The following is a 24,096-nucleotide window of genomic DNA, read 5'->3' on the forward strand; positions in this document are numbered from 1 at the left end:
AGTTCAGTACCCGTAAAAAGATCTAAGTTTTACAATCCACACCAGACAAGATGCATAGCGCAATCGATTCCATTAGAGGATCCCATCATCTTGCCAACCCGCTTGTGACGCCGAGTCAAGGATAGTGTCACAAACGGGCTTACCCCCGACAAAATAGTGTTAAGGAATCAACATGCAGAAAATGCGCACCCTCGGTGAATTTATTGTTGAAAAGCAACATGATTTTCCCCACGCCAGCGGTGAACTTTCCTCTCTTTTAGCGTCCATTCGTTTGGCTGCCAAAATCGTCAACCGCGAAATCAATAAAGCGGGGCTGGCGGATATCATTGGCGCTTCTGGCAATGACAACATTCAGGGTGAAGAGCAACAAAAACTCGACCTGTATGCCAACGAAAAATTCAAAGCGGCACTGGAAGCACGTGATCAAGTGTGTGGTGTGGCGAGCGAAGAAGAAGATGAAGCGGTCGCATTCAATAAAGAGCTCAACAAAAATGCCAAGTACGTCGTGTTGATGGATCCGTTAGACGGTTCTTCCAATATCGATGTGAACGTGTCGGTCGGTACGATTTTCTCTATTTACCGCCGTGTTTCACCAGTCGGCACACCTCCGACTCAGGAAGATTTTCTGCAACCGGGGAACAAGCAAGTGGCAGCGGGCTACGTCATTTATGGCTCCTCTACCATGCTGGTGTACACCACGGGCAATGGCGTAAACGGCTTTACTTACGATCCTTCGCTCGGTACTTTCTATCTCTCGCACGAGAATATGCGCATTCCTGAAAACGGTAAGATTTACTCAATCAACGAAGGTAACTACATCCGTTTTCCAACTGGGGTGAAAAAGTACATCAAATTCTGTCAAGAGAATGTGCCGGAAGATGGCCGACCTTACACTTCGCGCTACATTGGCTCGCTGGTGGCCGATTTCCATCGCAACCTGCTCAAAGGTGGCATCTATTTATACCCAAGCACGCAAAGCCACCCGAACGGTAAGCTGCGTCTGCTTTATGAATGCAACCCGATGGCATTTTTGATTGAACAAGCGGGCGGTCTGGCTTCTGATGGAATGCATCGCATCATGGACATCAAACCCACCGAATTGCATCAACGCGTTCCGTTCTTTGTCGGTTCTAAGAACATGGTGCATAAAGTTCAAGAATTTTTAGAAACTTACCCTGATTAAGCCAATTCGCGCCGCGCAATGCGGCGCTTTTTCTCTCTACCAGCTTGGGGATCCTTTATTTTGAGAGTAAACTCACCCCTTCGCTGACCGGTGCATTTTGCGCCATAGGCAAACTTGAATAATAATAAATCCCGAATTTGAAGTCCGGCCAACAGAAAAAAGGAAACCGTTAATGAGCTTAAACAATGTGCCAGCGGGCAAATCACTGCCTGATGATATCTATGTAGTGATCGAAATCCCTGCCAATGCTGACCCAATCAAATACGAAGTCGACAAAGAGTCTGGCGCAGTATTCGTAGACCGCTTTATGTCAGCGCCTATGTTCTACCCATGCAACTACGGCTACGTAAACCACACTCTGTCACTCGATGGTGACCCAGTAGACGTTTTGGTTCCAACGCCATACCCACTGATCCCAGGTTCTGTCATCCGCTGCCGTCCTGTTGGCGTACTGAAGATGACTGACGAATCGGGTGAAGACGCGAAAGTGGTTGCGGTACCACACACTAAGATCTCTAAAGAATACGATCACATCCAAGACGTGAACGATCTACCAGCACTACTGAAAGCGCAGATCACTCACTTCTTTGAGCGTTACAAAGAGCTAGAATCAGGCAAATGGGTAAAAGTGGATGGCTGGGAAGATGCCGCTTCTGCTCGCGCTGAAATCCTGAGCTCTTACGAGCGTGCGCAAAACAAATAAGCCCACGCTTGAGCACAAAAAAGCCAGCGTAAGCTGGCTTTTTTGTTATCGCATTGGCGCTCTGGCTTATAACTCACCCGCGGTGGAATGGCGACCTGAAGCATAGTCTTGCCGAAACCAGATGTTGATATCATCACAAACACCAAGGTAGCGCTTACCTGAAACGCCCAGCAGATAAGCACTTTGCTGGCAGTACTGCTGTCGCCCTTGCTCATAGCCTTGGCTGTACGCTTGGTAGAGTTGTTCATCCATCAACTGCAGCTCATCTTGCTTAAGCATTTGCGTTTGGGTCAACTTGATTTTCCCTTGCTCACCTTGTTGTAAACCAAACGCTTCCCAAGCCGCGGGCGATCCTGTAGGGGGAACTTCTACCGTTGCACAACCATTCAACAACACTAACCAAAGCAGTTTTTTCATCATCTGATCCTCACTTAAACCAAGCAAGCCCTTTCCGCTTTACACTCTTTGACACCAGTCTCCGGAATCAATCAGCGAATGCAAGCGATGGGTCTCTTGATAAATATAGATCCATGCAGTGCCAAAGGGCGTCTCAATCGTGTCACGTCGATATTCCACGGGTACATCTTCCAAAATATCCAGTTGCGCGAGTGTATGTTCATCCACTAGATAAACCTCACCATGTACCGATTGATGCCCTTCCACCAATCCTGGATACGCCCCTAAATCATAGAGCGCATACTCGGGTTTGGTTTCAAATTGGCCAAGCAACTGACTCTGCTGTAGGTAAGTGTGGTTGCTCTCTCCGTGACGCAAAGTGCCATACACAAAAACGAGGTGCTGCACATCTCTCTCCTTAGTTGAATTCGAACTGATAGAGTAGATCAACGGCGCTATCAACGCCGGAGACCGCCTCTAAATACAGATCCTGCATCAAACGATAACGAACAGTAAATTCACCGACTGAGTTAAAAATACCGACACCATATTTCACTTGCAAGCCGGGCAGAATATAACCACTTACGGTTACTTGTGAATCATCGCCCGATCCTGCGGTATCCAGTTGCAGATCCTGTACCCCAAACGCTTGACCAATTTCCCCAACCAACTTACCGCTTCGTGCCAAGCTCAAACCAATCAGTGTGGTGGTCATGGCGTTACCACCCGCTTCTCCATCAATATTTTGCCCACGCAACAAATACGAGAGTGCATTGGCTTGCGGCATCGCTGGCTCAGAGAAAATCACCAGCGATGGCTCATCCGATGGGCCACTCACGCGAACCCCTGCAATCACATTATCCTGAGTGTTATCTGGATTACGGATCGCAGTGATCGCCAAATAAGGCTGATCCGCCGGACCATTCATCAAAATCTTCCCTTCTTTGATCTGTAGATCCTGACCAAATGAGCGATATTGACCATTGCGAATATTCACTTCACCCAAGATGAACGGGCCTTTGTCTTTTTGTGCCACATTGAGTCGCCCCACTAAGTTGCCTTGCAAACCAAAGGCACTGAGTTGGAAATCGTCGCCAATTTGCACATTCACATCCGTCTCCACGGTAAACGGTAACGACTCTTTCTCGCTCAGTGGTTGCAAGTCCGCATTCAGCAACACTTGATCTTTCGAGACTCCAATTGCACTGGGTGGCAACTCCTCCACCACAATTCGACCCCATGGTAAGGCGATATTGCCGACCACTCGCGCCAGTTTCGGTTGCATGATCAAGGTTAAGTCTGGGATCACTTTCACTTTCACCATTGGCGGCAGATCTACCGTCATTGAGGGTGCATGAATCCGTGCTTTTACGCGCCAATCCTCCAACTGCTGCCAATTGGCATCACCATCCACTTCCAGCAAACCATCGGTGGTTTGGATATCGGCATTTAACACGGCTTGATAACCATTAAATTTAAGTGACACCTGACCTGATTGCACATCAACCGGCGAGATCTCACCTTTTACGCGAATATCATTGATCGCAATTTCACCGTTCAATTGCGGATGCAGCATTGGGCCATGAAATTGCACATCAGCATTAATGCTCGATTTAGCTTCGCTGTATTCGCCGATCAACGGCTGTAAGAAATCCAGATTAAACGTAGTTAAGTTAAGCGACCCCAACATGGTTTTCTGCTCTGCTCGTACATCCGCAATCTTAATATTGCCAGAGAGATCACCGTTATCAGTCACATCCAATAACCAACTCGCTTGTAGTTGGTTTTTGGCGATTTCTGCTGAAAATTGCGCTTTATCCCAACCTAAAGTGATACTTTTATCCAGTTTTTGCGTCACTTGACCTTGGCTCAGTGCCAGATTGGCTTTCAACTGTGGAGCCGCTTTGGGGGACCACTTCGCCCACACTTGCCCATCTAATTGCCCACTGAGCTTGGTCTCTTTCGGTAGCACATCTATCAGTTGCTTAAAATCAAACTGCTTGATGGCTAGACGTGCTTCACCGCGTGCGCCCAACTCGGCATCTTCTTCTAAACACAGCGAAGCGTTGCCTTGAATCCAACAATGCGCAGCCACTTTGGCACGTTCGGTTTTCTGATCAAACGACAGCGCAGTGGCTTGTTGTAACAACCATTGCCCTTGAGGAGATCTTAACCACATGCGCTCCAATTCGCCTTGCCAACGAAGTGACGGTTCCAAACGCAGTCGACCGTTCAAGGCAAGACTGGTTGACGCCAATGGTGAAGCCACATCAAGAGTCACATTATGCTTTTGCTGTGCTCCCTGTGCTTTCAACTCAACAGAATCAATCCGCTGGCTGTCATACTCAATATCACGGACTTGTAAAGTAAGATCGCCCTGCGGCTCAGGAAGTGGAACCAAATTGCCTTGCAAAGTGACATGCCCAATGGAGGCTATGTCTTGCCACTGCAAGCGATCCGCATCGAGCAAAAGTTTGACCTGTGGCTGCTTGAGATCGCCACGCAGCAGTACATCCCCAATTATTTTTCCGTGGGCATCTGGCAGCGACTTGCTCAAGTCTGGCACATCTAACTCCACCGACATCCGCCACTGTTTGGTCAATTTTCCTTTCGCTGTTAGCGTATTGGGACCATGAGCCAACGAAACGCCTTTCGTGACGAGCTCAATATCCCCTTGACCTTTCGCATCCGATGCACTGATTTCTCCGAGCACTTTCAGCGGATAATCACGCAGTATGCCGTTGATGGCTAAACGCGACACATCGATTTGCCAACCACCTTGCTCAGTCAAGGAGCCTGAGGTATCCAACTCGCCACTGATTTTACCTTCCGCTTGTGGCCATTGCAGACCGGGTTGAATGTTCTTTAGGTTTAAACGCGCCGCCCAGTTTAGTGGGCTTTTCCAGTTGGCAACCGCATTGCCGGTTACGCTTCCGCCAAGCGCTTCAAGCTTGATCGATTGCAACGCGATTTCATCCAGATTGCCATGGCCTTGAGCGGCCAAACTCACATCCGGAATATCTTTACCCTGTAGTGCGCCTTGTAAGGCGTACTGATAATTCGCCAGTGAACCATTCACACTTAACTCTGGCACTTCAACCTGATAATCGCTCTCGCCTAGCATCGGCCATTGGGCTTTGACCTTGCTCAGTTGAATATCAAACGGCAGGGCGGCATCCAGCACATTGAAATGTGCGTTTAATTGCGCTTGAGCCAAGGTGTCTAAACTGGCTTGTAAGGTGAGATCCGCCAAATTACCTTGGGCAGAAAGAGAGAGGGTTTGGCCTTTAAAATCCGCCAGATGTACTTGGCTATTCAATTCAAGCTGAAGCGGATACTCACCCGTGAGCGTTGCCTCTGCATTAAGCTGAGCATCTACCTCCGGCATACTCAATTCAAGGGTAGAGATTGAGACTTGGTGCTCCGCGGCATTCGCTTCTAAACCGAGATGATTAACGATGATCGGCGTCTCTTGTTCCAATCGAAAGTCACGGATGTCAAATCGCACCAGTTCAATTTGCAGCGGGATCAGCACTTCGGGGAGAACCAATGGCTCAGCTTGCTTCGCTGTCGCCACTTGATTGGCGGGAGGAGCAGCAGACTCTTCACTCGCGGCTAACGCAAGGCGGATGCCTTGCCAGTCTGTTTGTCCTATGCGCAGCCGATTCCCTTGCCAAGAAGCACGAGTGCTAAATTGCTGCCATGCCACTCGATGCCCAAGAATATTCAGTTGGATATCTTGCAGCGCCAGTTTCCCCACCCGAATCGGGATCGGAGTGGAGATTTCACTCAATGGCTCAGAGTCTGGCTCAATGGGCGTTTCTTCAGTTTCAGGGAGGGAAGGAAGATCCAAGCTGAAGCCGCTGATAGAGAGTTCATTAATACAGACACTCGGCTCGAGCCAGCAGTTAGGATTCATCGCCAAACTCAAAGTTTGAGTAGCGAGCGTCAGGTTAAGCTCGCTGTCTGAATAGGTCACACCTTGCAACGTAAACCGTGGAAATAGTGCACCTTGAGCTTGTTGGACTTTCAACTGCGGCAGCGCTTGCTGCACTCCCCACAACACCGCTTGTAAACCAGGGTTGGTAAACAGCGCCCCCGCCAAAGCCAGCACTAAAATAATCACCAACGCCAATAGCAGCATAGAGAACCACTTGGTCCATTTCAGCGCCCGTCTGATCATAACTCAGGCCCTAAAGTGAAGTGGATTTTGAATTCATCACCCGGTTCGGCATCCAGCCCCCAAGCAAAATCCAGCCGAATCGGGCCCACGGGAGAGACCCAACGCACACCAACACCAGCGCCTTTCTTCCACTCTGGCGTATCGTTAAACGCGTCCCCCACATCCATAAACATGGCCGCCCACCAGTTACCGGTTAAGCGGTATTGGTACTCAATGGAACTGGTGGCGATGTATTTAGCCCCCGTTAAAGCCCCACTGGCATCTTTGGGAGAGATCGACTCATAGCCATAACCACGCAGGTTGTTATCCCCCCCCGCGAAGAAACGTAACGAAGGAGAAAGTTGGTCAAATTCATCAGTAATGTTAGCACCACCGTCGACCCTGACCAGAGCACGATGATTACGCGCATAAGTACGCAGCCAAGAAGATCCCGCTTGAACGCGTGCAACCCGAGTTGCCGAAATCAGTTTCGGATCACCATATTCAAGAGTGATGGTTTGTTTATCCCCCCAAGTAAGCAAGCTGCCGCTGCTTCGGGTTCGCGTACGGGAGTAAGTGATACCAGGCAATAAAAATTGGCTGTTATCGTCTTGCAAACCTTGTTCATAGTTTTCAAGCAAATAGCGAATAAACACGGTACGGTGCCAACCCCCATCAAGCTGCCAATGCCGCTCTAACGACAGGTTAGACTCCAAGCTCTGCGTATCCCGTTTATCCACATTTTTCATTCCATATTGAATGCGGTAATACTCATTCAACACATCTTCCAGTGGTATTTGATAACCCGCGGTAATGGTTTGCTCAGGAGCGGAGATCGAAAAGCTACTATCAAAACTGTGCCCACGGCTGTTCACCCACGGCTTTTTCCATTTCAGCGATCCACGCACACCAACGTCTGTCGAATAGCCTAAACCTGTTTCTAACTGATTACGCGCTTGAGGTGCTAGCGAGACTTTGATCGGTAGCTCTCGACCTTGATCTAACTGCGAGAGATCCGGCTCAACAAAAACTGAAGAGAACCAATCAGTATTGGAAAGGTTTTGGTTAAATTCACCGACTTGAGAAACCAAATATGGATCGCCTTGCTTAAAAGGACGCAGTGACATCACTCGATTTTCATCAATCTGGCTACCTTCAACTGTCGTTGCCCCAAATAGATAGCGGATACCACTGGAAAAATGCAACTGCACTCGTGCTTGGTTCAGCTCAGGGATCACTTCCAAGCGACTAGTCTGAAAATCACCATTAAAGAAACCTTTTTGCAAAGCAAGATTGCGAATACCAGACTTAAGCGCGTCATATAAGCTATGGTTGAGTGGCTCTCCGACTTTCAAGCCACTGCGGCGGATCAAGCGCTGAAAATCACGATCATTTTCCGCTTCCCCCGTGATCACCACATCCACTTGACTAAAACGGATCACTTCCCCCAAGGTCACCGCCACACTTAACCGCTGATTATCCTCCGCGACCTGAAAATCGATCACCGGATGATAGTACCCAAGTGCATTAAGGGCTTCGGTGATGCTTTTCTCCAGTTGAGATTGAAAACGCAAGCTAGTGGAATAATCTTGTGGAGCGATCGATGACAGATAGGCATCCACGTTATCTTTCTCTGCGCCACTTATCCCTGTGATCTCTAATTTCACATCGGCGTAAGATACAGCTGAAAACAGCCATAGCGAGATTAAGGCGGGGAGTGATTTTCGTCTCATGCTTGATTTAGGCTCGTTATACAACCGTGACATTTTTGCTACGCAGGCATCATAGCGTCAATGAATCACTTCGTCTGTATGAAAAAGGTTAAAACTCCGGTCTGTATCGAAGATAATCCAGACGTAGCTTAGGCTCGTCAATTCACTAAAGTAAGGAAACATCATGCTCGACAAACAAACCATGGTCACAGCGCAAACCGCACTTCCCGGTCGCAGCACCGCGATGGTCATTGAAGACAAACATTTCGTCAACGACAGTTCTCTCTCGGCAGATCCGAAAGATGGCCAACAGCAGATTTTAATCGGCATGGGGTGCTTTTGGGGAGCTGAACGCCTGTTCTGGAAGTTGGACGGGATCATTTCCACATCGGTTGGCTACGCGGGTGGTTTTACTCCAAATCCAACCTATGAAGAAGTATGTACCGGAAAAACCGGACATACCGAGGTGGTTCGTGTGGTGTTCGACCCTAAGCGTCTGCCATTGACTGAACTCCTTCGCGCATTCTGGGAGCGACACGATCCAACACAAGGCATGTGCCAAGGCAATGACCGCGGCACGCAATACCGCTCAGCGATCTACTACTTCAGCAAAGAACAGCATGAAGTAGCCGAAACTTCCAAAGCCGCTTATCAAGCCCTGCTTTTCGCTGACAAACGCGCCACCATTACCACTGAAATTTTACCGGCTGGCCCGTACTACTTTGCAGAAACGTACCATCAGCAATATCTGGCAAAGAATCCTAACGGATATTGTGGGCTTGGTGGCACTGGAGTTTGTTTCCCTCCTTATCACTAACTTTCCAAAATCCACTCTATTCATCATCGCCAGTAGAGTCATCCACTGGAGATGATGACGCAAGGCTTGCAAGCAGTTGAGCACCTAGTAATACTGTGTGTACCCCATACAAAGAACAATCAGCATGAATCTAGATGACCTTACTCTTTTTATTCAAGTCGTTGAGCTAAAAAGTTTTACTCGTGCGGCAGAAGTGAGTGGTTTACCCAAATCCACGGTCAGTCGACGCATCAGAGCTCTGGAAGATTCCCTTCAAACACGCTTGTTAGAGCGAACAACACGCTCATTGACCTTAACTGAGGTGGGCGAGGCTTTCTTACATCGAGCACAGAAAATTCTGCAACAAGTCGAAGAAACACAACAACAAATCACCAAATCACAAGGTGAATTCTCCGGAACATTAACGCTGTATGGTGAGGAATATCTGTTCGATTTATGCAGCGAACAGATATCCGATTTTTTTGAACGCTACCCAGAACTCTCGCTAACGCTGCATTCCCACTCTGAAAATTCTCAGCAGATGATGGAAAAACGCTTTGATCTGATGCTCATGGTCGGTGAGCAGCCGGACTCCTCCTTCATCGCCGTCCCTCTGGCTAAGCTGCAATTTGATCTCTATATCAGCCCTCAATTAGCCCTAAAGGCAAAGGGAACACTCAGTGACGAGGCTCTATTACAAACCCAACCTATTGCGCTGCAAGAAGTCGCCATGCAGCAATGTTGGCCACATACTGCATTCCCATTGAATCGACCCCCACGTTTTTGCGTTCAATCCCCCCGCTTACTCACCGACATAGTGCTGCAAGGCAAAGCCATTGGTTGTCTGCCTGTTGCCTATGCTAACCATCAGGTTCACAAAGGTAAGTTGAAAACCCTTTTTAAAGGACAGTACCGTTTTGCTCAGACCATTTACGGGGTCTACCACTCACGTTGGTATGTGCCTGCAAAGGTGAAATTACTGCTTGAAGATATCCGCCAGCAACTGCCTAGCCTATTGGCAGAGCTTGAAAAGTCTTAATTGTTCCATTATTTGCAACAGTGCATTGCAGCCAAACCTCTTTTTCTGCTCGGTCCCATTTTTCTATCATTAGCCCAATACGTATTTTATCAAAGGCAAAACCATGCATGCATTGATTCAGTCTTATGGACTTCTTTTATTTGGGTTGTTAAGCAGTATCGCTATTTTTACCTCAGGCTTACTCTTTAAAGAACTCGCGGATATCAGCCAGTGGGTGATTCAATCTGAGCGCCATAAAACTATGCGGGTTTGGTATCATCGCCATCGCTATTCCACAGTGACCTTATTGGCTCTTTTTTCATCTTGGGCAGTCTATGCCTCTGCGCCAAACATTGCGCCGTTATGGACCGTATTACTCAGCAGCGGCGCTGTCCTCTTTTTCTATTACAGCGGTTACATTAATCCGCACATCATGATGCGAGCGCGTATGAAAGACGGCATGTTTGTTTCTGTAGCTCAAGCAAAACGCTATTACGCAGATGACGAAAGTGTGATTGTGCTTGAAGTCAACGGCGAAGCACGTGCCCATTCAGATAAGGATCTTCTTCGCCCTCACGTAGCCGGTTCAGGCCTGATTGGTGGGGAAAATGTCGTCATGACTTATTGTGGACTGTCTAATCTAGGTGTGGCGTACACGCCTGAAATCAACGGTGTAGCCCTTGAACTCGCACCAATGAACCAACTTGAAAACAACCTAGTGATGTGGGATAAAAACTCTGGTGAGCCCATTCAACAACTGTGGGGACGTAAAGAGTGTGAGGTTGGCTCAACAAGTGTTGAATCCAAGATGCGTGAATGGCCAACGTTTCGTATGCCGTTCAAGAAATTCGCACTCGCCTACCCTGAAGGAGAAGTTTTCATCAATGATTACCTCGCCAAAGACACACGAGTTGCGTTTTGGAAGAACCCTTTACTAGCGGTTTATGACTTCATCATGGACTTTATTTTCACAACAGCGATTAAACACCAATCCAGTAAAGATTCACCCACATTTCCGACCATCAAAAATAAAGATAATCGCCTAGCGAATAAAACACATGTGTGGGGATTGTCGATAGGTGATGACCATGTGGCTTACACCGAAGAGTTTGTACGTCAGCAAGGGAACATCCTTAATACCACGATTGGCGGTAAAGCAGTGGTCGTCTTTTATGACACTAACTATCAAAGTTTGGTCGCGTTTTATAACTCCACGGGACACCCAATCGAAGAAATTAATTTCTTTGGTGAAACGGCCCACGGTGAATTACCTCGCGTTGAAAGCATGAAAGCTGGGATCTATTGGATGATTTGGGCAAACTTCTTCCCAAACACCGCACTCAATCGACTATAACCTCTTCTAGACTAAGCCAACCTTAAGGTTGGCTTAGTTCTGCCTGTGTTCCCCATTTCTCGTTCATCCCATTTGTGTGCTATACCTGTGTTTGCTCAACCTGAGGAAACAACATCATGAAAAATAAAACACTTATCGCCTTACTCTTGGTATGCTCTCCTACTCTGGCATTAGCGCATAATCTCACCCTCGGTGGGGAAGTGCCTGCCGTTGGCGTCGACAAATACGGCGAAATCGTCTTACAAGACAAAAACGTCAATTATCAAAAATGGAACTCGGCAGACATGCTCGGTAAGGTGCGCGTGATCCAAGCCATCGCAGGACGCAGCAGTTCAAAAGAGATGAACGCGCCGTTAATGGCGGCCATCACCGCTGCAAAATTCCCTGCAGACAATTATCAAACCACCACCATCATTAACCAAGATGATGCGATTTGGGGCACAGGCTCTTTTGTAAAATCATCAGCGCAAGACAGCAAAAAAGAGTTCCCTTGGTCTTCTATGGTGCTCGATGAATTTGGCTTAGTCGCCCAAGCATGGCAACTGAAAAGTGAATCCTCTGCAATCATAGTGCAAGACAAACAAGGCAAAGTGCTGTTTGTGAAAGAAGGGGCATTAAGTGATGCGGAGGTTCAAACCGTACTTGGTTTAATTCAGCAAAGCCTATAATTCACTCACCAATAAGCCACAAATGGGTGAGTAAGGACTAACTTCCTCACCCACTCATTTTTCGACACACCAGTACACAAACTCATCAGATTCATCACTTGCCTGATTTTTGACTTGTTATATTATAACAACTCTCGATCACCCAAGGTCACGCATGCTATGCCCGTATACCTGCTACGTCCAACTCGCTTATCCATAGTGGCTATGCTCACTGTGATGTTAGCGCTTTGGTTTAACGTGGCGGTAATTGATCACCAGCTCGATCTACATCCTGAGCATCACTTGCAACATGACTGTCAGTTGTTTGCTAGTGCCGCTCACGGGCTTGAAACTGCGCAGTGGGTGCTTCCCTGTTGGCACCAACAGGCTCCACAAGCGAGAGTTGAACGCCCCATCCAACGCGCACAGTTACTACTCTCCTATTTTGCTCGCTCACCGCCAGCGGCTTAAAACAAACCAAACCGATTGTTTCTTTTGTTTTTATTAGGAGTTATTCATGCATTACCCAACATTCCTCGCGCTGATGGTCGGCGCAACCTTGTCTGGCAACGCCTTGGCTGATCATCAGCATCGTCAGCACGAAGCCCATGTTCATGGCCAAGTAGAATTGAACATCGCCCAAGATGGTCACGATTTACTGATTGAAATTACCGCGCCAGGTGCCGATGTGATCGGCTTCGAGCACGCCCCACAAGATGAAGCCCAACAGAAAGTGCTTAAGCAAGCACTAGATACTCTACACCTACCAAAAGAACTGTTTGTGCTGAACAATAAAGCCCAATGTGAAACTCGCGATGTACTGATCAAACACAATTTAGGCGGTGAGGAACATGAAGATCACCACTCTCATCAAGAGGGTGAAGCACATGACCACGACACTGCACACGATCATAGCGAGCATGACCACGCCGCCCATGACCACCAAGGTCACGATCATGAAGGCGATGAGCATGATGATGAGCACCAACACGGCACATTCACCGTACAGTATCAATTCCACTGTGAAGCGATTAACGAGCTAAAACAAATTGATACCCAATGGTTCCAACATTTCCCAAGCACAGAGAAAATCCAAACCAACGTGCTAACCGAAAAGCAGCAAAGTGCGCTACAACTGAACGCGAAACAAACCCGCATCAGCTTGTAGCCTAACCGACAGGGGTAAGTACCTACTTATCCCTGACTTTATGGCTTTGAAGTACCCAAGCACACATGAGGAACCATGATGCATGCTCACTGTTCTGATTCTGCTTCATTCGTGATTGAATTAAATGACGCAGTTTTCTGTTGGCCAAGTGCCAACACGCCCACCTTAGATATTGCGCATTTACAGGTTGCCCAAGGTGAACACCTGTTTATCAAAGGCCCAAGTGGCTGTGGTAAATCCACCCTGCTCAGCTTATTGACCGGCATTAACACCGCAACCCAAGGTGTAGTCTCTTTACTCGGCTGCGATCTGCGCACGCTGAGTGCCAGCCAGCGTGATCGCTTTCGTGCTGACCATATCGGCTATATTTTTCAGCAGTTTAACTTACTGCCTTATCTCTCTGTTTTAGATAACGTGACCTTACCGTGTCATTTTTCCGCGCTGCGCAAACAGCAAGTCAGTGGTTCTTTGCAGCAAAAAGCGCAATCGCTACTGGAAAGATTACACCTGCCCAGCGCGTTACTGAATAAACCCGTGACCGAGCTGAGCATCGGCCAGCAGCAACGTGTCGCTGCGGCGCGTGCTTTAATTGGCGAACCAAAACTGATCATCGCCGATGAACCCACCTCCGCCCTCGATTTTGATAACCGCGAAGCCTTCATTGCCTTGTTGCGTGAAGAAGCTGAGCGTGTCGGTTCAACCTTAATTTTTGTTAGCCATGACCCAACACTCGAGAAGCTCTTTGAGCGCAGCATCCACTTACCGGCACTCAATCGCGCGGGAGGCTGGCAATGAAAGTGATCCTGAATCTGGCGTGGAAAAGCTTACTCAATCGTAAAGCGACCGCACTGTTAACAGTACTGACCGTTTCCATCGCGGTGGTATTACTGCTCGGTGTTGAACGGATTCGCACCCAAGCCAAAGAGAGTTTTGCCAACACCATTTCTGGAACCGATTTGATCGTCGGCGGGCGTTCAGGGCAGGTCAATTTGCTGCTCTACTCGGTATTTCGCATTGGTAACGCCACCAACAATATTGATTGGCTCAGCTATCAAGAGTTTAGCCAGCATCGCGCGGTAAAATGGGCAATCCCCATCTCCTTGGGCGATTCGCACAAAGGGTTTCGAGTTTTAGGTACCAATCACAGCTATTTCGAGCATTATCGTTATGGAAGTAAGCAACCACTGACTTTTTCACAAGGTGGAGAGTTCAACGGGCTGTTTGAAACCGTGATCGGCGCGGATGTGGCAAAGTCTCTCGGCTATCAGGTTGGTAGCAAGGTCATTATTGCTCACGGCATCAGTGATGTCGGTTTTAGCCGCCATGATAATTTGCCGTTTACTGTGGTGGGGATATTAGCACCGACAGGCACACCCGTGGATAAAACCGTCCATGTATCCTTAGAAGCGATAGAAGCCATTCATGTCGGTTGGGAATCGGGAGCAAACCTTGGACATCAACCAAGTGCTGACCAACTCGTTCAGCGTGATTTCACGCCTAAGCAAATCACCGCGATGCTGATTGGACTTAAATCAAAAATCCAAACTTTTGCCTTGCAGCGTCAGATCAATGACTATCCGGCAGAACCGCTCAGCGCTATCATGCCCGGCGTAGCACTGCATGAGCTGTGGGGCATGATGTCGGTCGCTGAACAAGCGCTGATGGCAGTCTCCATTTTTGTCGTCATCGCAGGACTGCTCGGCATGCTCAGTAGCTTGCTGACCAGCTTGCAAGAGCGTCGGCGAGAGATGTCCATTTTGCGTGCTATGGGGGCAAGACCACATCATGTGTTTACCTTGCTGGTGAGCGAAGCCAGCGTGCTGACTCTGTTAGGCATTGCGCTTGGAGTAAGCATGCTCTATCTGCTCCTAGCCATGGCCGCTCCGCTGATTGCTAGCCAGTACGGCATTCAAATTGCGCTGACCGGACTCACGCCTTATGAGTGGCAATTGCTCGGCTGCGTACAACTGGCAGGAATGGTGATTGGTTTTATTCCCGCACTGCGCGCTTATCGTCAATCGCTCAGTGATGGAATGACCATTCGCTTATAGGAAAAAATCGATGTGGCTTGCTCTACACGAGAAGATCACAAGGAAGCATTTAATGAGAATTTTCATGTTGATAGCGAGCCTAATCATGGCCCCGCTGTATTCATCGCCACTGTTGGCAAATCAAGAAACGACTCCAGCCAGCGAGCAAGATGTACTGCTGCTCGACTGGTTGGATTTAATCCCCGAACAAGAACGTAAACTGTTTGATCAACAAGGTATGCCGATGCCGGATCACAACGGTACTGCACCAGCGAAACAGCAGCAACTTGGCACCGTACGTACTGAATTGAATGGCAGCCGAGTGAAAATTCCAGGGTTTGTGATCCCATTGGAGGGAGATGATCAAAAAGTCACTGAATTTTTGTTGGTGCCTTACTTTGGGGCTTGTATCCACGTACCGCCACCACCACCGAACCAGATCATTTACGTGAAATTTCCAAAGGGAGCGCCCGTTCAAGAGCTATGGGATGTGATTTATGTGATTGGGGAATTGAAAACTGAATCACTCAGTCATGATCTTGCAGAAACGGCCTACACCATTTTGGGAACCGAGATCGCCGAATACGACGATATGTAAAACGGAGCCTCCCTGCGCTTGCGCGGGGAGGTTACACCAAATATTTCGATAAATAAGCCAGTACCGAAAAATAGCCGATAAATAAGATCACGATGGATAGGTACTTAGCCAATTTGCGCTCTTTCCAATACTTCATAGCCACCCCACAAACATTAATAACAACTTTAACAATTTATTATCATTTGTGATAGCACAAAATTGTGCGCTGAGTCCGAGAGTTTCACTGGCTGCTCAGCGGCGAACAGAGTAAATTTTACAGCAGACTATACCCACACTACTTGGAGTTGCAGGTAGGCGGCAAGTGAGTGAACGCCCATGAGCATAGCCAGTACCATTGCTGCATCAAATAAGAGGGAATAACAACCCATAGCAGAGGCTTTCAGGTAGCGCATGGCGGATAATATGACGCCTGTTGTGATCGAGCATGACTCTCAACAGAGCCAAGAGAAACGAACCCACTCCCATTATGTTAAAGACAGCGGTAGCCGAATTTTGGTGATCGCCCGTCATCACGGTTTGGATGCCCAGTTATTAACAGAAACGCCGGAAAACAGCGCGCTAGAACGCGCCGTACAGCGTGAACGCCAGCGTAGAGAGCAGCGCCAGAAAAATCTAGAGCAGATCGTCAAGCTCGCGCACAGCTCATGCCGTAATGAAACCGCAGGCGACCCAGACCAAGACTGGCTGTATCGCTTTTTTGATATGGCACAGGACATTCACAACAGCTCAATGCAACGGCTGTGGGCGCAAGTGCTGAAACGCGAAGTAACCAATCCCGGCTTCACCTCCATGAAAGCGCTAAAAGTGCTGCAAGATATGACGCCTAAAGAAGCACAGATTTTGCAACGCGCCGCCGCACTTGCCTGCAGTTTTGGTTCAGACACCAGTTTAAAATTGCTTATCGGCTATAAAGCGCAAAATAGTCTGTTTAGCCTTGGCAAACGCATTACCACCCAAGCGATCAATATTGGTAGTCACCAACTGCCCTATTCCAGCTTATTGGTGTTGATTGAGCTGGGTCTGCTTCACGCGACGGAATTGGAGTCTGGCGAAATTGAATCCGAACCCGCTCTACTGCTCAGCTATCAAGGCAAAAATCTGCATCTGCAACCGAGCAGCAAAGGCGTGCGCCTGATCTATTATCGCTTCAGCCCAACGGGGAATGAGCTGTGTCGTCTGCTGGGTAACAAACCCAACATGACTTACTACGATCAACTGGTGGCCTTGCTTACCCAAAAATTCACGATGCAGACCGAAGTGAGCAGCAGCTCGATTCACCACACGGTGTGAGTACCTTTTACAAAGCAGGATCAAAAAAGCGACCTGATGGTCGCTTTTTGCTTTTTATTTACTTGTATTGCCTTTGTATCTAAAGAGTTAGCCTTGGCGCTGAATGATATGACGCTCAGCTAACGCCTGTAGGCACTGCACTACCAACTCATCCACGCTTTTTTCACCCGCAGGCAAATCAATATCAGGATTGAGCGGAGCTTCATAAGCGGAATCAATGCCCGTAAACTGGCGAATTTCTCCGGCACGTGCCTTTTTATACAAGCCTTTCGGGTCACGCGCTTCGCACACATCCAATGACGTGTTGACGTACACTTCAATAAACTCGCCTGCTGGCAACAAATCTCGCACCATTTGGCGCTCAGCGCGATGCGGTGAGATAAACGCGGTCAGCACAATCAAACCCGCATCCGCCATCAACTTGGCAAGCTCACCAATGCGGCGAATGTTTTCCCGTCTATCCTGTTCAGAAAAGCCGAGATCGCTACACAAACCGTGGCGTACGTTATCACCATCAAGCAGATAAGTATGATAACCGAGCTCGGCTAAACGGTTCTCAAGCGTCCCTGCTACGGTCGATTTGCCCGCACCAGATAAACCCGTAAACCAGAGTACCGCTGGGCGCTGCTGTTTCAGCGCCGCACGTTGCTCTTTGTCCACCGCATGACGATGCCACACCACATTATGCTCATTGGCATCTTGTTCACGGCTCATGCTCCCTCCTTGCTTTACCATTAGCACCTCGCTCATGCTTTGCCTAAACGGCTCAAATCAATCGCTTGCCAATGTGGGAAATGTTTACGCACTAGCGCATTCAACTCTAATTCAAAGGCGGAGAATTGCTCGGTTTGACCTGCAATATTTTGCAAACTGTCACGCACTAAGCCTGCGCCAACAGTAACGTTCGTCAGGCGGTCAATAATGATGAAACCACCCGTATCGGCACAATCCAGATACTTATCGATCGCCACCGTTTGAGTCAAAGTCCACTCGCACAAACCAATTCCATTAAGCGGCAAACTCTCCGCGTGGTAGGTCGACAAGTTATTGATGTCGTACTGATGGCGCACTGCTTTCACTTGACCCACAGTTTTCTTACCGGCGATTTTGATATCGTAATCACGGCCAACTTGCAGCGGCTGCTCAGTCATCCACACCACATCAGCCAGCAAATGGTTAGTGCTGTCGACTTGTGCACTTTCAAGCACAATTAGATCGCCACGACTGATGTCGATCTCATCAGCCAGAGTCAAGGTCACCGCCAATCCCGCTTGTGCCTGTGGCAAATCGCCATCAAAGGTCACAATGCGCGTCACGGTTGAGGTTTTACCCGATGGCAATGCTTTGATCTTATCGCCGACTTTCACCACACCAGAAGCGATCGTACCCGCGAAACCGCGAAAATCGAGGTTAGGACGATTCACATACTGCACTGGGAAGCGGAATTCACCACCACTCTTGTCACGGTCAATATCGACATTTTCCAGTAGCTCAAGCAATGATGGGCCTTGATACCAATCCATCAAACGGCTTTTCTCTACGACGTTATCGCCTTCCAAAGCAGAGAGTGGAATGATCTGAATATCCGTTTCACCCTGCAAATGCTTAGAAAACTCGAGGTATTCTGCGCGGATTTGTTCAAAACGATCTTGCGAATAATCGACCAGATCCATTTTGTTTACCGCCACGATAAAATGCTTCAAACCGAGCAGATTGGAGATAAACGAGTGACGACGCGTTTGATCCAGTACGCCTTTACGCGCATCAATCAAGATCACCGCCAGATCACAGGTCGATGCGCCGGTGGCCATATTGCGAGTGTACTGCTCATGCCCTGGGGTATCGGAAATGATGAATTTACGTTTCTGGGTTGAGAAATAACGATACGCGACATCAATCGTGATGCCTTGTTCACGCTCAGCTTGCAAACCATCCACCAACAGCGCTAAGTCTGGGCGACTGCCCGTTGTGCCGACACGCTGGCTGTCGTTGTGTACCGCCGCCAACTGATCTTCATAGATCTGTTTTGAGTCGTGGAGCAAACGACCGATCAGGGTACTTTTACCATCGTCGACTGAGCCACAGGTTAAGAATCTCAGTAAGGATTTGTGTTGATGCTGATTGAGGTAACCTTCAATACCGAGCTCAGCGAGCTGTTCTTTCACTGCATTGTTCATACGCTTTCCTTCGATCCTTAAAAGTAACCTTGACGTTTTTTCAGTTCCATTGATCCCGACTGATCGTGATCGATCGCGCGGCCTTGACGCTCACTCGACGTCGCCACCAGCATCTCTTCAATAATTTCGGTCAGTGTGTTGGCTTGTGACTCAATTGCCCCAGTCAGTGGGTAACAACCCAAGGTGCGGAAACGCACGCTTTTGTGTTCAATCTGTTCGCCTTCACGCAGTTCCATGCGCTCATCATCTACCATGATCAGCATGCCATCACGCTGCACAACCGGGCGTACATCGGCTAAATAGAGCGGAACAATCTCGATATTTTCCAAATAGATGTATTGCCAAATATCCAGCTCAGTCCAGTTTGAGAGTGGAAACACGCGAATGCTTTCGCCTTTGTTGATTTGGCCGTTATAGGTACGCCATAGCTCTGGGCGCTGATTTTTCGGATCCCAAGTATGGTTTTTATCGCGGAAAGAGTAGACACGCTCTTTGGCACGCGATTTCTCTTCATCACGACGCGCCCCACCAAAAGCCGCATCAAAGCCATATTTGTTCAGTGCTTGCTTCAAGCCTTGGGTTTTCATGATGTCGGTGTGTTTGGAAGAACCATGCACGAACGGGTTAATTCCTGCAGCGATTCCTTCCGGATTTTTATGCACCAACAGCTCAAAGCCGTATTTTTTTGCCGTTGCATCGCGAAACGCGATCATGTCGCGAAACTTCCAGTCGGTATCGACGTGCAACAAAGGAAAAGGAATTTTGCCCGGATAAAAGGCTTTACGTGCCAAATGCAACATCACCGATGAATCTTTACCAATCGAGTACATCATCACTGGATTATCAAATTCTGCCGCCACTTCACGAATGATGTGGATACTTTCTGCTTCCAACTGTTTTAAATGGGTTAAACGTTGTTGATCCATTTTTCCTGCTTCCTTTTCGCTTGCCTGACGGCTGGGCGCTGCGCCTTGGCAACGCCGTATCTTTTAAATCATGAGTTATGAACAAGAGGATGTGTGTTCACTCTTAGGCCGATTGCGCAGCTTCAAGCTGCTCAGCTTGATGCCTTTCACCAAACCAGTGCAGTTTGTTCGCAAGCTCCACCACTTCGCCCACCACAATCAACGCCGGTGATTGCGCCTGAGTCGCCAAACTTGGCAAGGTTTGCAGTGTGCCAATCAGCACCTTCTGGCTAGTTTGTGTGCCGCGTTCAATGATTGCCACTGGCGTGCTGGCATGGCGGCCATGCTGCTGCAATTGCTGAGCGATCATGGCTGCATTACTTAACCCCATGTAAATCACTAAGGTTTGTTGCCCACGAGCCAGAGTTGACCAATCCAAATCCTCGGCTTGTGCTTTTAAATGACCCGTCACAAATAAAGCAGATTGGGCGTAATCACGATGAGTCAATGGAATGCCGGCGTACGCTGTTGCACCTGCCGCTGCGGTAATGCCGGGAACAATCTGGAATTTCACGCCTGCTTCAAACAGCACTTCCAGCTCTTCACCACCACGACCAAACATGAAGGGATCGCCGCCTTTGATGCGCACCACTCGATAGCCTTGACGGGCAAAGTCCACCAACAACTGGTTAGTTTTCTCTTGCGGCACACTATGGTGACCCACACGTTTGCCAACGCAGACTAAAATCGTTTCCGTCGGAATTAACGCCATGATGTCATCGGAGACTAAGTAGTCGTACAGCACCACATCGGCTTGCTGTAGGTAGCTGAGCGCTTTTACCGTCAAGAGCTCAGGGTCACCTGGACCTGCGCCCACCAACGCCACTTCACCCGCTTGCAGTTGGCTGCGCGTCGCACGCGAATAACTTGAGCCTTCCACAACGGCTAAGCGAGGGGTTTTACGAAAAGGGGTCACCGCATCCTGCGCCATAATCTTGATCCTTATTGGTCTGTTGCAGGCATTATGAGCAGTTCTATTTATTACCTGAAATTCTATAATTTCATTTTTTATTCCAAAAGCTGATATAAACGATTAAAAATGACTCTATTCGATAAAAGTCAGCAGATTGAGCGCAAAAGCAACTTGAGGTGTCGTGCTCTAACTGGGATCAAGGGGGCAGATTTAGATAAAGGCATCGCGTTACATCACAGTTTATTCATGAGTGAAATAATTGTTTCATCGAGTTTTGTTACATTTATCGGATTGTTTTTGTTCTTTTCTGCAACTCACTCTGGAGTCAATCATGACCATGATGATCAAACCTGTTTCTTTAGCAGTTCTCGGTGGCCTGTTAGCCATGGCTGGCCCTGCAATGGCTGATACGATCAAACTGCGTATTGTCGAAACCACTGATATTCATGCTAATTTGATGGATTATGACTACTACAAAGATAAAGCCTCCGATCAAATTGGCCTGACGCGTGCAGCAACACTCGTTAAACAAGCCCGTGCCGAAGTAGAAAACAGCGTGTTGGTGGATAACGGCGACTTGATTCAAGGCAGCCCAATGGGCGATTACATGGCGGATAAGGGCATTAAAGCGGGTGAAGTCCATCCGGTTTACAAAGCGATGAATCCACTGGGCTACGATGTGGGCAACATTGGTAACCACGAATTCAACTACGGTCTCGATTTCTTAAAAGAGACCATCAACGATGCCGCTTTCCCCTACATCAATGCCAACGTGTTTGATGCCAAAACCGGTCAGCACCTCTTCTCGCCTTACGTGATTAAAGAGCACAGCTTTAAAGATACCGATGGAGAGGCACATACCATCAAGGTCGGTTATATCGGATTTGTTCCGCCACAAATCATGGTGTGGGATAAGAAAAATCTCGAAGGTAAAGTGACCGCAGCCGATATCAAACAGACCGCAGAAAAGCTCATTCCAGAAATGAAAGCACAAGGTGCGGACGTGATTGTGGCCATTCCGCACTCTGGGATCAGCACCGAGGAATATCAAGCGGGCGCGGAAAACTCGGTTTACTACCTGACTCAAGTGAAAGGCATTGATGCCATTGCTTTTGGCCACTCTCACGCCGTCTTCCCGGGTAAAGATTTTGCCAATGTACCGGGTGCAGACATCGATAAAGGCACCATCAATGGTGTCACTGCTGTGATGCCGGGGCGCTGGGGTAGCCATGTTGGGGTAATGGATCTGACGTTGGAAAAACAACAAGGCCGCTGGACGGTCACTTCCGGTCAATCTGAAGCTCGCCCTATTTTCGATAAAGCCAATAAAAAAGCGTTGGTCGAAGCCGATACCGCAATGGTGAAAGCACTGCAAGATGATCACAAAGGCACCCGCGATTTTGTTAACCAACCGATAGGTAAAGCGAACGATGTGATGTACAGCTTCTTGTCATTGGTACAAGACGATCCCACCGTACAAATCGTGAACCTAGCGCAAAAAGATTATGTTGAGCGCTTTATTCAAGGCGATCCAAACCTTGATGGTCTACCAGTGCTGTCAGCCGCCGCTCCCTTTAAAGCCGGTGGCCGTAAAGATGATCCCAATGGTTTTACCGAAGTAGAAGCCGGTGAACTCACCTTCCGTAACGCGGCAGATCTTTATCTCTACCCGAACACCTTAGTCACCATGAAGGTCAGCGGATATGAAGTGAAAGAGTGGTTGGAGTGTTCCGCAGGTCAATTCAATCAAATTGATGTGACCTCTAGCGCACCGCAATCACTGATCAACTGGAATGACTTCCGTACCTATAACTTTGATGTGATCGATGGAGTGAACTATCAGATTGATATTACTCAGCCAGCGCGCTACGACGGCGATTGCAAACTGATCAATCCTAAATCACAGCGTATTGTGAAGCTGACCTATCAAGGTAAGCCGATCAATGACAAGCAGACCTTCTTGATCGCCACCAACAACTACCGTGCTTATAGCAATAAGTTTGCTGGAACCGGTGCTAAGTTTGTCGCGTTTGATTCACCGGATGAAAACCGCACTGTGGTTGCCGATTACATTGCGCGTGTAAGCAAAGAGAAAGGTGAAGTTACGCCAAGTGCTGACAACAACTGGTCATTTGCTCCGATTTCCAGCAAAACAAAACTGGATATCCGCTTTGAAACCTCACCAAGTGATAAGGCAACCCAGTTTATTAAACAAAAAGGCCAATATCCGATGACCCAAGTCGCTACCGATGAAGTCGGCTTTGCGGTGTATCGTATCGACCTACAAAAATAAGCACCGATAACCCAATATTGAAGCTGCAGGCAACACTGCTGCGGCTTCAAGTCACCAGAGTTATCACGTAAAGTAAACAGCCACCCTAAGTGGCTGTTTCTCTTTTTCTATGAGGCTTTTATGCAACCGCAGTTTCAAGCTTATCTCAAACATCATGGCTTTTCGGATGCCGAATGCACACAGCTACAGAGCGTTGCCCAGCCATTAGAGTTACCCACACGGCATATTTTGGTCGCGCAAGGCGAGCAAACTCCGTTTGCGTATTGGGTGTTAGAAGGGCTATGCCACGCTTGTTATCTCACCGAAGAAGGAAAAAGCTTCAGCAAGGAATTCTACTGGGAGCAAGATTGGGCAATCGGCTTTGAAAGTCTGATCCGTGAACAGGGTTCGCCGTTTGTGTTGGAAACCTTATCACCAGTGCAATTAGTGGGCGTGCCGATTGAAGTATTACGGGAATGGCGTGCTAGCGGTCATCCGCTTTATCAGCGTTTGTTGGAAACCCAACTGCTGTACAAAGAGCAAAAAGAGCGTTTTATGTTGCTCTATCGACCTGAACAGCGTTATCAGGTGATGTGTGCGCAATTCCCTGAGTTGATGGAGCGGCTTTGCGATCACCACATCGCCGCTTATTTGGGGATCACGCCGATTAGCCTCAGCCGCATCAAAGCACGGCTGAGAAATCATTCGTGAG

22 protein-coding genes are annotated in these 24,096 nt (G+C 48.3%); 14 read left to right on the forward strand and 8 right to left on the reverse strand.

Annotated features, from left to right (window positions below; all coding sequences use genetic code 11):
- Window positions 1-172 precede the first annotated feature (172 nt).
- Window positions 173-1,183, forward strand: a complete 1,011-nt coding sequence (fbp, locus tag VOA_RS15335; RefSeq protein WP_001171115.1) for a class 1 fructose-bisphosphatase — start codon at window positions 173-175, stop codon at window positions 1,181-1,183.
- Window positions 1,184-1,355: 172 nt separating this feature from the next.
- A complete protein-coding gene (gene ppa, locus VOA_RS15330; protein ID WP_000056163.1) occupies window positions 1,356-1,886 on the forward strand; it encodes an inorganic diphosphatase in 531 nt (176 codons plus the stop codon).
- Between the two features lie 66 nt (window positions 1,887-1,952).
- On the opposite strand, the gene VOA_RS15325 is transcribed toward ppa, so the two are convergent.
- From VOA_RS15325 to tamA, 4 genes are read right to left on the reverse strand one after another with little or no spacing between them, the layout of a single operon-like run.
- Window positions 1,953-2,303 (reverse strand): DUF2799 domain-containing protein, encoded by a 351-nt coding sequence (locus VOA_RS15325; RefSeq protein WP_009355748.1) that lies wholly within the window; start codon window positions 2,301-2,303, stop codon window positions 1,953-1,955.
- A 39-nt stretch (window positions 2,304-2,342) separates the two neighbouring features.
- On the reverse strand, window positions 2,343-2,690 hold the full coding sequence (locus VOA_RS15320; protein WP_001164261.1) for a gamma-glutamylcyclotransferase family protein: 348 nt from the start codon (window positions 2,688-2,690) through the stop codon (window positions 2,343-2,345).
- Window positions 2,691-2,700: 10 nt separating this feature from the next.
- Window positions 2,701-6,465, reverse strand: coding sequence for an autotransporter assembly complex protein TamB (tamB, locus tag VOA_RS15315; RefSeq protein WP_032468147.1), 3,765 nt, complete (start codon window positions 6,463-6,465; stop codon window positions 2,701-2,703).
- Entirely contained in the window at window positions 6,462-8,177 is a 1,716-nt protein-coding gene (gene tamA / locus VOA_RS15310) for an autotransporter assembly complex protein TamA (RefSeq protein WP_001253220.1), read from the reverse strand. The genes tamB and tamA overlap by 4 nt, the downstream gene beginning before the upstream one ends.
- Window positions 8,178-8,340: 163 nt before the next feature.
- On the opposite strand from tamA, the gene msrA reads away from it, so the two are divergent.
- The 10 genes from msrA to VOA_RS0117260 all read left to right on the forward strand — a co-directional run bounded on the left by msrA (window position 8,341) and on the right by VOA_RS0117260 (window position 17,057).
- Window positions 8,341-8,973 carry a peptide-methionine (S)-S-oxide reductase MsrA gene (msrA, locus tag VOA_RS15305; protein WP_000884814.1) on the forward strand — a complete coding sequence of 211 codons (633 nt, stop codon included), beginning with the start codon at window positions 8,341-8,343 and terminating at the stop codon, window positions 8,971-8,973.
- A gap of 124 nt (window positions 8,974-9,097) precedes the next feature.
- A complete protein-coding gene (locus VOA_RS15300; protein ID WP_001046851.1) occupies window positions 9,098-9,991 on the forward strand; it encodes a LysR family transcriptional regulator in 894 nt (297 codons plus the stop codon).
- Between the two features lie 103 nt (window positions 9,992-10,094).
- Entirely contained in the window at window positions 10,095-11,324 is a 1,230-nt protein-coding gene (locus tag VOA_RS15295) for a DUF3179 domain-containing (seleno)protein (protein ID WP_000543074.1), read from the forward strand.
- A 116-nt stretch (window positions 11,325-11,440) separates the two neighbouring features.
- The gene (locus VOA_RS15290; RefSeq protein ID WP_000792393.1) at window positions 11,441-11,992 is read left to right on the forward strand and encodes a YtfJ family protein; all 552 of its coding nucleotides are present in this window, start codon (window positions 11,441-11,443) and stop codon (window positions 11,990-11,992) included.
- Between the two features lie 159 nt (window positions 11,993-12,151).
- Entirely contained in the window at window positions 12,152-12,442 is a 291-nt protein-coding gene (locus VOA_RS15285) for a DUF2607 domain-containing protein (RefSeq protein ID WP_009355749.1), read from the forward strand.
- A gap of 46 nt (window positions 12,443-12,488) precedes the next feature.
- Complete coding sequence (zrgA, locus tag VOA_RS15280) at window positions 12,489-13,139, forward strand: zinc uptake protein ZrgA (protein ID WP_000559194.1); 651 nt, start codon at window positions 12,489-12,491, stop codon at window positions 13,137-13,139.
- Between the two features lie 78 nt (window positions 13,140-13,217).
- Entirely contained in the window at window positions 13,218-13,934 is a 717-nt protein-coding gene (locus VOA_RS15275; protein WP_000543014.1) for an ABC transporter ATP-binding protein, read from the forward strand.
- Window positions 13,931-15,190 carry an ABC transporter permease gene (locus VOA_RS15270; RefSeq protein WP_000864656.1) on the forward strand — a complete coding sequence of 420 codons (1,260 nt, stop codon included), beginning with the start codon at window positions 13,931-13,933 and terminating at the stop codon, window positions 15,188-15,190. The genes VOA_RS15275 and VOA_RS15270 overlap by 4 nt, the downstream gene beginning before the upstream one ends.
- A gap of 52 nt (window positions 15,191-15,242) precedes the next feature.
- A complete protein-coding gene (locus tag VOA_RS15265) occupies window positions 15,243-15,767 on the forward strand; it encodes a DUF3299 domain-containing protein (protein ID WP_032468149.1) in 525 nt (174 codons plus the stop codon).
- Window positions 15,768-16,157: 390 nt separating this feature from the next.
- The gene (locus VOA_RS0117260; protein WP_000774799.1) at window positions 16,158-17,057 is read left to right on the forward strand and encodes a TIGR03899 family protein; all 900 of its coding nucleotides are present in this window, start codon (window positions 16,158-16,160) and stop codon (window positions 17,055-17,057) included.
- Window positions 17,058-17,144: 87 nt separating this feature from the next.
- Here the strand turns inward: VOA_RS0117260 and cysC are convergent, their stop codons facing one another.
- From cysC to cobA, 4 genes are read right to left on the reverse strand one after another with little or no spacing between them, the layout of a single operon-like run.
- The gene (gene cysC / locus VOA_RS15260; RefSeq protein WP_000085820.1) at window positions 17,145-17,771 is read right to left on the reverse strand and encodes an adenylyl-sulfate kinase; all 627 of its coding nucleotides are present in this window, start codon (window positions 17,769-17,771) and stop codon (window positions 17,145-17,147) included.
- Between the two features lie 32 nt (window positions 17,772-17,803).
- On the reverse strand, window positions 17,804-19,234 hold the full coding sequence (gene cysN, locus VOA_RS15255; protein WP_001057934.1) for a sulfate adenylyltransferase subunit CysN: 1,431 nt from the start codon (window positions 19,232-19,234) through the stop codon (window positions 17,804-17,806).
- A 17-nt stretch (window positions 19,235-19,251) separates the two neighbouring features.
- Window positions 19,252-20,220 (reverse strand): sulfate adenylyltransferase subunit CysD, encoded by a 969-nt coding sequence (cysD, locus tag VOA_RS0117265; RefSeq protein ID WP_269667650.1) that lies wholly within the window; start codon window positions 20,218-20,220, stop codon window positions 19,252-19,254.
- A 43-nt stretch (window positions 20,221-20,263) separates the two neighbouring features.
- On the reverse strand, window positions 20,264-21,130 hold the full coding sequence (cobA, locus tag VOA_RS15250; RefSeq protein ID WP_000035989.1) for a uroporphyrinogen-III C-methyltransferase: 867 nt from the start codon (window positions 21,128-21,130) through the stop codon (window positions 20,264-20,266).
- A gap of 367 nt (window positions 21,131-21,497) precedes the next feature.
- On the opposite strand from cobA, the gene cpdB reads away from it, so the two are divergent.
- Together cpdB and VOA_RS15240 are read left to right on the forward strand one after the other, a co-directional pair.
- A complete protein-coding gene (gene cpdB, locus VOA_RS15245; protein WP_232202773.1) occupies window positions 21,498-23,405 on the forward strand; it encodes a 2',3'-cyclic-nucleotide 2'-phosphodiesterase in 1,908 nt (635 codons plus the stop codon).
- A 120-nt stretch (window positions 23,406-23,525) separates the two neighbouring features.
- Complete coding sequence (locus tag VOA_RS15240; RefSeq protein WP_001183014.1) at window positions 23,526-24,095, forward strand: Crp/Fnr family transcriptional regulator; 570 nt, start codon at window positions 23,526-23,528, stop codon at window positions 24,093-24,095.
- The last annotated feature ends 1 nt before the right edge of the window (window position 24,096 follow it).

Origin of the sequence: Vibrio sp. RC586, assembly GCF_000176715.1 — a bacterium.
Classification (GTDB): Bacteria; Pseudomonadota; Gammaproteobacteria; order Enterobacterales; family Vibrionaceae; genus Vibrio.